The organism is Vibrio fortis (assembly GCF_000695685.1).
Taxonomy (GTDB): Bacteria; Pseudomonadota; Gammaproteobacteria; order Enterobacterales; family Vibrionaceae; genus Vibrio; species Vibrio fortis_A.
In genome coordinates, this window is the sequence record NZ_JFFR01000002.1 from 1 (window position 1) to 12,923 (window position 12,923).

Consider the following 12,923-nt stretch of genomic DNA (forward strand, 5'->3'; position numbering starts at 1 on the left):
GGACTCTAGGTGGAGTGAGCCCCATGGATTTTGAGCTAATCAACTAAACCCCTGTGTCTACTTTTTAGGGGCCACATCATTTCAAATCCCGCCACTCGAATCCCGAATCCGCTTTTCAATCTCTTCTCATCTCGCCACTCGTATCCCGCATCTGCTCTTTCGCCTGCCTTTCTATCGCCTTCACCATACCCTTAAATATAAATAGGTGTGCTGGCATCATGGCAAACCAATACAGTAATCCCAGAAAGCCTTTAGGATGCCACCAAGCGGTAATATTGAGTTCGCTTTGATTGTTTGTTTGGTCATTATCGGCAAGGTCGGAAACTGTTATCTCGAGGCGACCAAGGCCGGGGCCTTTCATACCGAATAGCAGTGATAGGAACTGATTTTCTTCACAGCGAATCACTTTCCATGAATCGATATGATCGCCAACTTTGAGCGTTGGGCCTTCTGGTTCTTGCCTTTTGGGCACTCCACCACCGAAGAAAAGATCCAGCCATTCACGGGTCCGCCATAGAGCATTAGCAAAGAAGTAGCCTTGTTTTGGGCTACCTATCTGTTGAGCCACCTGCCAGAGTTCTTCTTTGGAAACGGTAGATTGGATGGTAGCCCCAGTTTGTTTAGGGTAGTAACCGTAGCCGGCTTGCCAGCGCTTAAAAGCAGTTTTGTCAAAGCCCCAAACGTTACTCTTAACGAATTCACCTTCTGCTCGAATTGCTTGCTCAACCATGGTTTGGAATGAAATCAGGCGTTGTGGGTAACGCTCCTGAATTGCAGTGGAGTTAGCAATAAAGTCATGCTTTAAGCCCGCAAGGAGGGCGCGTCCTATATTCGAAGGTACGGACGTCACGACACCAAGCCAGTATGAGGCAATAGTTGGAGTTAACAGCGATGTTGCCCATAACCTTAGTGGTCTATCTGCGGTTTTAGCGATGTGAGCAAATTGATTGCGGTAACTGACAATATCTGGGCCGCCCACTTCAAAGGTTTGGTGAGCCTCTGGGTTTTCCTCGGCAAGCTTTAACAGATAATAGTTGAGGTTTTTTAGGGCGACTGGGTTGGCTTTTGAATCGACCCACTTCGGCGCAATCATTATTGGCAGGTTATAAACAAAGTCACGCATTATTTCAAAGGCTGCGGAGCCCGGGCCGATGATCACGCCCGCTTGTAACTCAGTGATAGGAACTGGGCCAGATCTTAATAGATCGCCAGTTTTCTTTCGTGCTTGAAGGTGATCCGAATCTGCCGTTTGTGGTTGCAGTGAGCTTAGGTAGATCACATGTTGATTGCGAGGGCCAAGCGCATTGACAAAGTTTCTTGCCAACGTGAGCTCGTAATCAATAAAGTCGTGTCCCTCTGCCATACCGTGTACGAGGAAGAAAATGAGATCAAACTGAGGTACTAGCTGTTTTGTCGCCTGAGCATCAGCAAGATCTAAGTACTCTAGTGAGAGGTTTGGATGGGACTCGGTTCGAGCTTGCAAATAGTCAATATGACGAGCGGCTGCCGTTACCTGATAACCTTGATTGAGGAGTTGGGGCAATAGCTGAGAGCCAACATAACCAGAAGCGCCTAACACCAGTACTTTCTTCATAAAGACTCCATTCGTTGATATGAAGTAGGGACGTCACTAGTTGTTAATTTACCAGTGTCATATGCATAAAAGCCAATAGTATCTTGCTATTGGCTTAATTGTGTCTCAGATTGTTTTAGCGATAATCGTGTTTATACATTGTTCGCTTGCTGAACGCTGTCGGCTTTGGTGCTTAACGTCTCGCCTTTGTACTCACCGGTCAAGGTTTTCAAAAACGACTTAATCGCTTTGACTTCGTTGTCTGACATCTCAACGCCTACCTGATACTTACCCATATCGTAGATAGCTTGCTCAAGCGTTTCAGCTTGCCCGTCATGGAAGTATGGCGCGGTAAGTTCAATGTTACGTAGTGTAGGCACTTTGAATTTATGCTTGTCGCTTGCTTGCCCAGTTACATTAAAGCGCCCCATATCTTCAGCAATGATTGGTGCACTACGGTCAGCAAAATAGTCTGCTTTGATGCCCATAGTTTCAAACGTTTCACCACCCATAGCTTCACCAGCGTGGCACGTATGACAGCTGTATTGTTTAAACAGATCTAAACCGTGTTGTTCTGTCTCGCTCAGCGCTTGCTTATCTCCCATTAAATACTGGTCAAAACGACTATTTGGTGTCGTGAGCGTTTTCTCAAATTCTGCAATGGCGTGAGTGATGGTATCTCCAGTCATTTCGCCTTGGTAAGCGTATTCGAACATTGCGACCATTTCGTCATCGTCGCTTAGCTTCTCAATCACCTGAGCCCAGTCGTGAGAGCCCATTTCAATTGGGTTGAATGGAGGGCCGCCAGCTTGAGCCTGAAGATCGTGAGCACGCCCATCCCAGAACTGCAGTTTGTTGTAGACTGAATTGAATACCGTTGGAGCATTGATACCACCAACTTGACCATCGATACCCACTGAACCCACTAGGTTATCCACGCCACCAGTATCTAAGCTGTGGCATGACGCACACGAGACAGTATCGTCGCCAGAAAGTCGGGTATCGTGATAAAGCACTTTGCCAAGCTCAGCTTTACCTGCGTCAACTTCGAAAGTGGTGTAGATAGGCTGCAATGCACGCTGTTTGCGTTCAGCGGTAACAGGGGAGTCCTGATGGCGTTCAGCGCGGCTTTCACGAATCCACTTTAATAAGGTGTGCTTCTCGTCTTTTGAGATTCCAGCTGCCCAGTGCATTGATTGATAGAGCTTTGGTGGCATAGAGTCGTCATATAAGACTTTTTCGATACGTGCGAGCGCCACTTCAGAGACAGGCTCTTGGTTCTGAAGGTTGCGGTAAAGCTTATTGATATCGAAGTGACGCAGGCCGACTTTTACATCTGCTTTCATTAGATTCTTAGCGATTGGCCACTCTGAGTAGAAAGGCATCTCGCTGTCTGAGGTATGGCAGTATCCACACCCTTTATCAGCCATAATCTTCATGGCTTGGAAATTCAGTGATTGTGGGTCTAAATGTGAGTATTGGGCAATTTGACGTGCTGCGAGATCTCTATCGTCCTTATTTACAATGTAGACTGAGCCTAAATAAGCCGCGACACCTAAACCCACTAACCCTAGTACTATTTTTTTATTATTCATGGTTAACTCCCTAATGATTTGCTTTGGAAGTTATTGAATTAGTTAGACTTAATGAAATGGTAAAAAGGAATTGATATTAATCGATTTTCTAGATTGTAAGCTTTTTAACATTTAAATTTGTTGTAAAACATGTATTTATTTGTTTATGTTATTTTTAATAACAATTTCAGTAATTTAGATATCGAACTTAACTTTGATTTTAATCAAAAATCGGAATTTACTCGGATAAAAGCGCTATAAATGATTTGGTGGGTTATATTTTATCTGTATATGCCTGTTTTTCATTCATTGTTTGAATTGATTGTGCTTTAATGGCTCTTCACTTGGTTTCATAGCAGTCTTTTTATCACCTCCTGATTCTCGGCTTATCACCGTGGGTGAAAACATACGACTGTTATACTGTTTCGATGTTCCTCTTTTTCTTCAATATGTTCCGTTGAGGTGACCTTATGCTTCTTGCTTCAATAATACGTCATACCAAAGGTGACTTTGTTCGCCAGCTGATTGCCATTGCACTGCCTATTACGCTGCAGAGCATTATGTTTTCAAGTAGAGGCTTGGTTGACGTCTTGATGCTGGGGCAGTTAGGGGAAGCTGATATCGCTGCTGTGGGTGTGGCAAGTCGTGCCATGTTCGTGACCACGATTATGTTGGTTGGGGTAACAACGGGTGGTGCTCTGTTAACGGCTCAATATTGGGGTGCCGGCGATAAACAAGGTGTGCGAGAGAGTACCGCGCTGACTTGGCTTGTTTCGATGTTGTTCGCAGCGCTAACAGTCGTGTTCTTTGTTTCTTTCCCAACACAAGTTATGGGCGTTACCACAGATTCACAAGAAGTTATCGGTTTAGGTACCGAATACATCGTGATTACCGCGTTCAGTATGTTTGCCGTTGCTTGTGTGAGTAGTATGGCGGTGGGGCTCCGCGCGATGCACCGACCTGGGCTAAGTACCTTTTTCAGCGGCATTGGTATTCTCTCTAATATCTTTCTTAACTGGATTCTTATTTTCGGTAATCTCGGCATGCCTGCGATGGGCATCAAAGGTGCAGCGATTGCAACTGTGTTGAGCGGCGCGATCGAGGTGGTGACGCTTTATGGATACCTTTACTGGAAGAAGCACTTGTTGGCTTTTAAAGGCGCTGACGTTATGGCTGCAGCAACGGTCCAGAAAGTCGTTAGGTTTCTCAAGCTCTCTTTGCCAACAACCTTTAACTTCTTAGCTTGGGCGGGGGGATTGTTTGCCTATCACGCGATCATGGGGCAATCGGGCGTTCAGGGCTTAGCAGCACTCTCGGTGATGACACCAGTTGAATCTATCTCTTTGGCAATTCTAATTGGTATGTCGACCGCTGCTGCCGTGCTGGTGGGTAATCAGTTAGGAGCCAAAAACAATGAAGCGGTTTATTACCAAGCATTGGGCATCAGCATCATTGCGTTTTTCACCAGCATTTTGGTCGCGTTGGTGCTCTATTTTGTTCAAGCACCAATCTTAGATTCCTTCAGCGCACTGACTCCAGAAACGCGTGAGTTATCTGAAAAATTCATCTTGATTTTGAGCTTGGGCATTGTGGTTCGTTCTATCCCAATGACGGTGATTGTTGGCATTTTACGAGCGGGTGGAGATGTGAAATTCTGCCTCTACCAAGATTTGATTGCCCAGTGGCTGATTAGTATCCCTTTAGCGGCTATTGCAGCTATCTATTTTGGCGTCGAACCTGAATGGATCTATTTGATGTTCTTAACAGAAGAGGTGATCAAATGGGGTGGGTCGCTCTATCGCATGAAGAGTAAGAAATGGATAAAAAATCTTATAGGAAGTTGAAGTCAGACGTAAGATTTATGTGACTTTATACTTAGCATGTGATCTATCTTTCAAATTACTTCCTACAACCTTAGATTTAGTGTAGATTCTCATTCCAAATTCTAACTAATGTGAGCTGTTTAATGTTAAAGCTATCAGACCTATGTAAGGGCTATGTCGACGGGGGAGAGTTCCATCCCGTTTTACAAGGTGCTGAATTAACATTAAATCAAGGGGACCAGCTTGCATTAATGGGTGAAAGTGGCTCAGGTAAGAGTACTCTGCTTAACCTCATTGCAGGGCTCGACCTTGCTGACTCTGGGGAAATCCTATTCCCGAACTTTGATATGCATATGGCAAAGGAGCGCGATCGCACTGCTTACCGTCGCAATAACATCGGGCATATCTTTCAACAGTTCAATCTCCTGCCAACACTGAACATTGCCGATAACATTCGCTTTTGCCGTCAACTGAAGGGTTTACCTGAAGATAAAGGCTTATGGCGTCAAATTTTGTCTGCACTCGATCTTATGCCTTTATTGGGACGCTACCCTGAAGAGGTGTCTGGTGGTCAGCAGCAGCGTGCCGCGATTGCTCGAGCTCTTTATATGGAACCGAAGATCCTGCTTGCCGATGAGCCAACTGGTAGCCTAGACGAGCGTAACGCAGAAGCGGTAATGCGCTTACTGACGTCATTAGCACGTGAGCTTGAGTGTACGCTATTGTTAGTGACGCACAGTGAAAAGGTTGCCCAGCATATGGATGGCTGCATTCGTCTACAAGGGGGGCAGCTTCATGTTATGGCCCGTAGTTAAAGCGCTACTCGGTCATTATCGACGCTACCCACTTCAAATCATTCTTGTTTGGCTCGGTCTAACACTGGGCGTCTCTCTTTTGGTTGGTGTTACTGCCATCAACCAGCATGCTAAGCAGAGCTATGCTCATGGCGAAAAGCTATTCTCCAATCCGCTTCCTTACCGTATTCGCCCAAAACATAGCGCCAATAAGATCCCGCAAGGTTTCTACATTCAACTGCGTCGTGAAGGTTTTCACCAGTGCGCCCCTTTTGATAACCATCGCGTAACAGACGAAAACGGCTCCAACTTCATGTTGATAGGCTTAGATCCTGTCTCGATGCTTCAGTTGCAACCTGGTGTTGCGCTTCAAGACCTCACCACGCTCAACTTGATGAAGCCGCCATACCCTATCTTAGTGAGTGATGATCTGGCCAAGCATATGGAGTGGCGTGATGGTGACTATATTTATCTTGCCGACGGCTCTGAGCTTGGTCCTTTGATTGTAGACCAGAACAAGATGATTAACGGCACACGTTTGATTGCGGACATCTCTTTACTGAGAATGTTGAAGCGCAGTTCTGGCCTATCCGTTATCGCTTGTTCAGATATGTCGGAAGCGAAGTTTGAGCGTCTTAAGAGCATGCTGCCGAATGGCTTAACCATCTCTCGCAGTTCTAAAGCTGAGTTGGAGTCGCTAACCAGTGCATTCCACTTGAATTTGACGGCGATGGGAATGCTTTCGTTTGTTGTAGGCCTGTTCATCTTCTATCAAGCTATGTCGCTCTCTTTTATACAGAGACAGCCTTTGGTTGGGGTTCTTAGACAAACTGGCGTATCAGGCTGGCAGTTAACCAAAGCACTCTGTTTTGAGTTGCTAGCGCTGGTTGTGGTTAGCTGGATCTGCGGTAACGTCTTTGGCGTGATGTTGGCAAACCAATTATTGCCAGCTGTATCTTCAAGTCTCGGCGATCTTTATGACGCTAATGTTGGCTTAAGTATCGACTGGAGCTGGAGAGCGAGCGTCTACAGCTTTGGTATGGCATTAATCGGTGCATTTTTAGCGTGTGCTTGGCCTTTGATCCGTTTGCTAAAGTCCCAGCCAATTCGACTCTCATCTCGTTTGTCTCTGATGCGTTTCGCGGGTACTGAGTTTACATGGCAAGCGTTGATCGGTTGTGGTTTCTGTGTTGCTGCGGTGGCGGTATATCAAGCTCCTCAGACACAAGAATCTGGCTTTGCCATCATTGCGTTAATGTTGGTGAGTGTGGCGCTGTTTACGCCTTTCTTAATGTGGAAGCTGTTCAATAGCTTCTCATACTCTTTACGCTGGGTTCGTGCGCGCTGGTTCTTCGCGGATGCAGCTGCAAGCATGAGTTACCGAGGCGTTGCTACTATGGCGTTTATGCTAGCGATGACGGCAAACATTGGCGTCGAAACTATGGTAGGCAGCTTCCGAGACACCACTGATAAATGGCTGTCTCAGCGTCTTGCGGCAGACTTGTATATCTACCCAACCAACAACTCTGCAGCACGCATGAGCAACTGGTTATCAGACCAACCTGAAGTTGACTCAGTATGGTGGCGCTGGGAGAAAGATATTCCTTCTCCAGTAGGCAGTATCCAAGTTGTGAGTACTGGTCCTTCCGAAGGGGAGTTAGAGGCGTTAACCATTAAGCTGGGTATCCCGAACTACTGGTACCACCTACATCACTCTAAGGGCGTCCTTATTAGTGAGTCGATGTCGCTCAAGCTAGGCATTCGTCCGGGTGACTACATCGATATGTACGATAGCCTTGGCTCTGGTTGGCAAGTTGTCGGCGTTTATTACGATTACGGTAATCCTTATCATCAAGTCATGATGTCGCATCGTAATTGGTTATATGGCTTTGCGGGGCGGGGCAACGTTGGATTAGGTGTCATACTGAAAGAAGATGTGAATCCAACCGGACTGCGTAGCAGGCTAGAGTCGGTATTTAGATTGAGCTCTGAGCGCATCTTTGACAATAACAATATTCATAGCCAAGCGATGCGTGTCTTTGACCGTACTTTTGCGATTGCTGATACCTTGGGCAACATTACGTTGGTTATTGCTGTGTTTGGTATCTTCTTCGCGACCGTTGCGGGTGAGGTATCAAGGCAACGTCATATTTCGCTGCAGCGCTGCTTAGGCGTGTCGGCAAAAGAGCTGATCTTCACAGGAAGCCTACAGTTGTTTGTCTTTGGTCTGATATCGTCACTGATAGCGATACCTCTTGGTTTGGCGTTGGCTAACCTGATTGTAGATATCGTGATTAAGCAGTCTTTCGGTTGGTCTTTAGAGCTGCAAGTCATACCTTGGGACTACTTCATGACTTTTGCATGGTCGATGGCGGCGTTGATGATCGCTGGAGCCTTGCCAGTATTACGTATGATAGGTAATACACCGATGAAATCACTTAGGGATGCGCTGTAAATGGGTCAAAGAAAAGGCGTGAAAAAGACAACAAACAAAGTGCTTTCTGCAGCTCTACTGGTCGGCTTCTTTGGTCTGTTTGTTGGTATTTGGTCCTATTACTCTTACTTCGTTGATGTTGGTGAAGAGGGCATCAATGAAGTCAATTCTGTATTGGTGAGTGAACAATTTAAGGTGTTTGAACCGGTATTGCCTGACCGCACCGTTTCACTGCCGAAAGATTTCCAATTCCACCCTGAGTTCCAACATGAGTGGTGGCATTACTTCGCGACTTTAGAAGATGCCAATGGTAAAGACTATTCCGTTCAATGGAGCTTTTTTAGAATCGCGACCGATGAACGAGAGGCGCGTGGTTGGCAAAGCCCACAAATCTATATCTCTAATGTCGTTGTAACCTCAGCCACTCAAGTGTGGAAAGAACAAAGACTCGCACGTGGCGGTATTGGTCAAGCAGGAATGACTAACCGTCCATTCCGAATTTGGATTGATAACTGGAACTGGCGTGCGCTTGGGGCTACCCCGTTCCCAGGGCGTTTGAGCATTGAGACCGACACATTTGGTTTAGAGCTCGATTCAGTGACCAAAGGTCCTTACGTGCTGAATGGCGAAAACGGCTATCAGAAGAAACACGATTTACTTCCTATTGCTTCATACAACTTTAGTGCGCCGTTCTTGGCTCTGAATGGCAAACTGATGCTTGATGGTAAAGAAATTGAAGTATCTGGTAACGCCTGGCTTCATAAAGAGTGGGGCAGTGGTTTACTTGGTGAAGGGCAGCAAGGTTGGGATTGGTTTGTCTTTAACTTAGATGATGGTTCTGCTCTGAGTGTGAGTCGCTACCGGAGCAATGAGCAGATGCCATATGTGTTTGGTACGCTAGCAACTCGCTCAGGAAAGGTTTATCAACTCTCTGATTCTGATATCGACATTACACCATTACCTAATAGTACCCTGCTCAACGGGCGCAGAATGCCGCTTCAGTGGATCATCAATGTGCCTAAATATGAGATCAACCTCACAACTCGGATTCAACGTAGGGACATGTGGCTACCGTTTGTTATCCCTTATTGGGAGGGACCCATTATGGCCAGTGGAAGCCATGAGGCGTCAGGGTTTATGCAACTGACTGGGTATTGATTGTTATATAAGGCTATCATTTGATAGCCTTTTTTATGCACGTTAACTCACTTTATGGAGGGTTCGTCTAGCTTACACTTATAATATTGGTCATCTATACTTAATTTAGTGTGAGTAACAACATTATGGAATATACGACGTATTGTTTAGTATTTGTAGGAAAAACCGAAGTTAAACATCCAAAGAAGTGATTATGTATCGTCGAAAGTTGGCTATACACTCGTGTCTATTCTTTGTTATTCGTTTATTTAAATAATAAATATAAGGGCGAAATCATGAACGACGTCATCCGTGACTTCTTTAAAATGGAATCTGCTGGCGGCATCATTTTGGTAATTGCTGCGGCAGTTGCAATGTTCGTAGCGAACTCACCTCTGAACGAAATGTATCAGGGTATGCTACACACATACGTATTTGGTATGTCCGTGTCTCACTGGATCAACGACGGCTTAATGGCAGTCTTCTTCCTACTCATCGGCCTTGAAGTAAAGCGTGAGCTTTTAGAAGGCGCATTAAAATCTAAAGAGACAGCAATCTTCCCGGCTATCGCTGCGGTAGGTGGTATGCTAGCTCCTGCACTAATTTATGTGCTATTCAACTCAAGTAACCCTGAAGCGCTTCAAGGTTGGGCTATCCCAGCTGCTACAGATATCGCATTCGCATTGGGTATCATGGCACTTCTGGGTAACCGTGTACCGGTAAGCTTGAAGGTGTTCCTGTTGGCTCTAGCTATCATCGATGACCTAGGTGTTGTTGTTATCATTGCACTGTTCTACTCAGGTGACCTATCGACGCTAGCGCTAACGGTTGGCTTCATCGCGACAGGTGTACTGTTCATGCTAAACAATAAGCATGTGACTAAACTGAGCGCTTATCTGATTGTTGGTGCAATTCTGTGGTTCGCAGTATTAAAGTCTGGTGTTCACGCAACACTTGCTGGTGTGGTTATCGGCTTTGCGATCCCACTCAAAGGCAATAAAGGGGAGCATTCTCCGCTGAAACACCTAGAGCATGCTCTACACCCGTACGTAGCTTTTGCAATCTTGCCAATCTTCGCATTTGCAAACGCAGGTATTTCACTAGAAGGCATCTCAATTTCAAACCTGACAGGCATGCTACCGCTTGGTATTGCGCTAGGTCTATTGATTGGTAAGCCGCTGGGCATCTTCCTATTCAGCTGGGGCGCAGTGAAAACAGGCGTAGCTAAGCTTCCTGAAGGCGTGAACTTCATGAACATCTTCGCGGTGTCTGTGCTATGTGGTATCGGCTTTACGATGTCTATCTTCATCTCTTCATTGGCGTTTGGCCCAACAAACGCAGATTTTGATACGCTGGCTCGACTAGGTATCTTAATGGGCTCAACGACAGCGGCAATCCTAGGTTACGTGCTACTGAGTGTCTCGTTACCTAAGACAAAGCATCAAGAAGTTAAGCTGTAATCATTACAAACATGTTTGAAAGGGTTGGCTGGTTAGGACAGTAGCCACCAACACTTTTAAAAACATAATGACAAAGAAACGAAAAAGCCGTGATGAGTGTTCATCACGGCTTTATTGTTTTACTTGTCTTATAGTGACAAGTTTTCACGTCTTATAAGCTATTTTTCTAGTGTGGTGAAAATAGTCCATTCTTCGACGATTTGTTCTTCCAAGCCCACTACCGTTGCCGTTACTCTTCGGTTTAAAGCATGAGAAGTCGGGTCATCGCCTTCTTTTTCAAGACGCGATTCACCAAATCCTACGATACGTACGCGATCGGCAGCGATACCATTTTGTAGAATTTCGCTTTGAACTTCATTAGCTCGTTTCTTCGATAGCTCTAAGTTGTATTCATTAGAACCAACTTTACTCGCGTAACCTTGAATCTCAATAGAAGCTGTTTTGTACTTCTTCAGAAATTCAGCCATTGTCGTTATCTGATCGGAGAAGATTGGATTTATCTCAAAAGAGTCGTGAGCGAACAGGATTCTTAGCTGCCTAACTTCTTGAGAACGAACCGTCTCACCGCACCCATCGTTATCAACTTGCGATGCTGTAGGGGTGCCTGGGCAGAGGTCTCTCGCATTGACGACACCATCTTTGTCATCATCTCTCAAATCGGATATCTGTTCCGCTTCAGGAGTATCAATGTAATCCTCTTCTTGGTAGTCTGCTGCATTGACAGAAAGGGCTACGATGGGAAGTAATAAATAGAAAGCTTTCATCATTAATACTCCACGGGTTGTGTCCACTCTTCAGGAATGTCTACGAGTAGAGCATTAAGAAGTGAACCTGTTGCGTTCAATACACGATACTTTGCGTACTGCTCGGCATAGTGAGCATCGAGGTAATCTTTACGCGCCTCAAATAGCTCATTTTCTGTATTTAATAAATCAAGTAAGGTACGTTGGCCGATTCGATATTGCTTCTCGTAAGCAATGACTGTTTCCGAAGCGGAATCAACATGGTCAGAAAGAAAGTTCTTTTGCTGTAGAGTTAAGTCTAATGCACTCCAAGAGAGTCTTAATCCTTCCTCTACTTGTCGATAAGCTCGGTCTCTCAAGTCCTTTGATTTGTTTAGTTGGTAAGCTGCTGCTTCCGTTCTGTCGCTGTCGGAGCCGCCGTTATACAAGTTATAACGCATGCGCAGCATAGCCAGGGTTTCATCACTAGAACCTTCATCCCCCCCGGCATCATCTCGCCAAGTTTGTGATGCTTCAATAGAGAAGGTCGGGTAGTTAACCCCTTTAGACTGTTTGTATTGGAAGTGAGCTGAATCAACATCAGCCGCTGAAATTTTGATAACAGGGTGATTATCGAACGCATAAACAATCGCATCATTCAGAGATAAAGGCAGCTTGGAGATGTCCGCTCTTGGGTAAATCAACCCCAAAGGTTCCTGTCCTACCACTCTTCTAAATTGAGTATGTGTATCAACTAGATTGTTTTGGGCTGCAAGTAAATTACCGTGCGCCTTTGCAATACGTGCTTCTACTTGGGAGACATCCGCGGTAGAGCCGATTCCAGACTCTGCTCTTCGTTTAATGTCTTTATAGATCTTTTTATGAACCGCTAGGTTACTCTCCGATAACGCCAATACCTCGGTCGCTTTCACGGCATCCAAGTAAATTTGTGTTACTTCCAACGCTTTGTCTTCGGCATCCGCGATCAATTGAAACCTTACCGACTCGGCTTCTGCTGCCGTACGGTCCATATCGTATAACGTAGCAGTGCCATCCCAAATGAGTTGGGTAAGGGAAATTGTTGCTTCTTTTCTAGTTAGGTCGGTATCTGGGCCATTATTGGGGGCAGGATTGATCCCCTCATAACCGATTCCCGCATCTAAATCTATGCTCGGTAAATATGCTCCTCCAGAGGCGTCGTTTTGTTTTTTGACGCTCACGAATTCGTTAAAAATACTTTTTATCTCGGGATTGGTAGCCAAAGTAATGGCTACTGCCTGCTCAAGGGTCTGACTGTAAGCCGGAGCCCCAGTCATAAAGCAGCAAATAATAGATAGTTTAAACAGTTTCAAAGTAGGTCTCCTTCTACTTCTAGATGTCCTATTTGTCACTCTCGTTATTGCTCT

9 protein-coding genes are annotated in these 12,923 nt (G+C 45.5%); 5 read left to right on the forward strand and 4 right to left on the reverse strand.

The genetic code is table 11. From position 1 onward, the window contains the following. Positions 1-115: 115 nt before the first annotated feature. Positions 116-1,594 (reverse strand): DUF2867 domain-containing protein, encoded by a 1,479-nt coding sequence (locus VFDL14_RS22440; protein WP_032548685.1) that lies wholly within the window; start codon positions 1,592-1,594, stop codon positions 116-118. Between the two features lie 131 nt (positions 1,595-1,725). Continuing rightward, positions 1,726-3,168: a cytochrome c peroxidase gene (locus VFDL14_RS22435; RefSeq protein ID WP_032548686.1), complete on the reverse strand. Its 1,443-nt coding sequence runs from the start codon at positions 3,166-3,168 to the stop codon at positions 1,726-1,728. Positions 3,169-3,617: 449 nt separating this feature from the next. Between VFDL14_RS22435 and VFDL14_RS22430 the strand changes: the two genes are divergently transcribed. The 5 genes from VFDL14_RS22430 to nhaA all read left to right on the forward strand — a co-directional run bounded on the left by VFDL14_RS22430 (position 3,618) and on the right by nhaA (position 10,795). Continuing rightward, complete coding sequence (locus VFDL14_RS22430) at positions 3,618-4,991, forward strand: MATE family efflux transporter (protein WP_032548687.1); 1,374 nt, start codon at positions 3,618-3,620, stop codon at positions 4,989-4,991. A gap of 122 nt (positions 4,992-5,113) precedes the next feature. Continuing rightward, a complete protein-coding gene (locus VFDL14_RS22425) occupies positions 5,114-5,785 on the forward strand; it encodes an ABC transporter ATP-binding protein (protein WP_032548689.1) in 672 nt (223 codons plus the stop codon). After that, positions 5,766-8,219 carry an ABC transporter permease gene (locus VFDL14_RS22420; protein WP_032548690.1) on the forward strand — a complete coding sequence of 818 codons (2,454 nt, stop codon included), beginning with the start codon at positions 5,766-5,768 and terminating at the stop codon, positions 8,217-8,219. The genes VFDL14_RS22425 and VFDL14_RS22420 overlap by 20 nt, the downstream gene beginning before the upstream one ends. Next, entirely contained in the window at positions 8,220-9,356 is a 1,137-nt protein-coding gene (locus tag VFDL14_RS22415; protein WP_032548692.1) for a lipocalin-like domain-containing protein, read from the forward strand. Positions 9,357-9,631: 275 nt separating this feature from the next. Further along, entirely contained in the window at positions 9,632-10,795 is a 1,164-nt protein-coding gene (nhaA, locus tag VFDL14_RS22410; RefSeq protein ID WP_032548694.1) for a Na+/H+ antiporter NhaA, read from the forward strand. 158 nt (positions 10,796-10,953) lie between these two features. On the opposite strand, the gene VFDL14_RS22405 is transcribed toward nhaA, so the two are convergent. Together VFDL14_RS22405 and VFDL14_RS22400 are read right to left on the reverse strand one after the other, a co-directional pair. Next, positions 10,954-11,562 carry an OmpA family protein gene (locus tag VFDL14_RS22405; RefSeq protein WP_032548696.1) on the reverse strand — a complete coding sequence of 203 codons (609 nt, stop codon included), beginning with the start codon at positions 11,560-11,562 and terminating at the stop codon, positions 10,954-10,956. Next, positions 11,562-12,869 carry a TolC family outer membrane protein gene (locus VFDL14_RS22400; RefSeq protein ID WP_032548697.1) on the reverse strand — a complete coding sequence of 436 codons (1,308 nt, stop codon included), beginning with the start codon at positions 12,867-12,869 and terminating at the stop codon, positions 11,562-11,564. Before VFDL14_RS22400 ends, VFDL14_RS22405 begins: the two co-directional genes overlap by 1 nt. Positions 12,870-12,923: the final 54 nt, after the last annotated feature.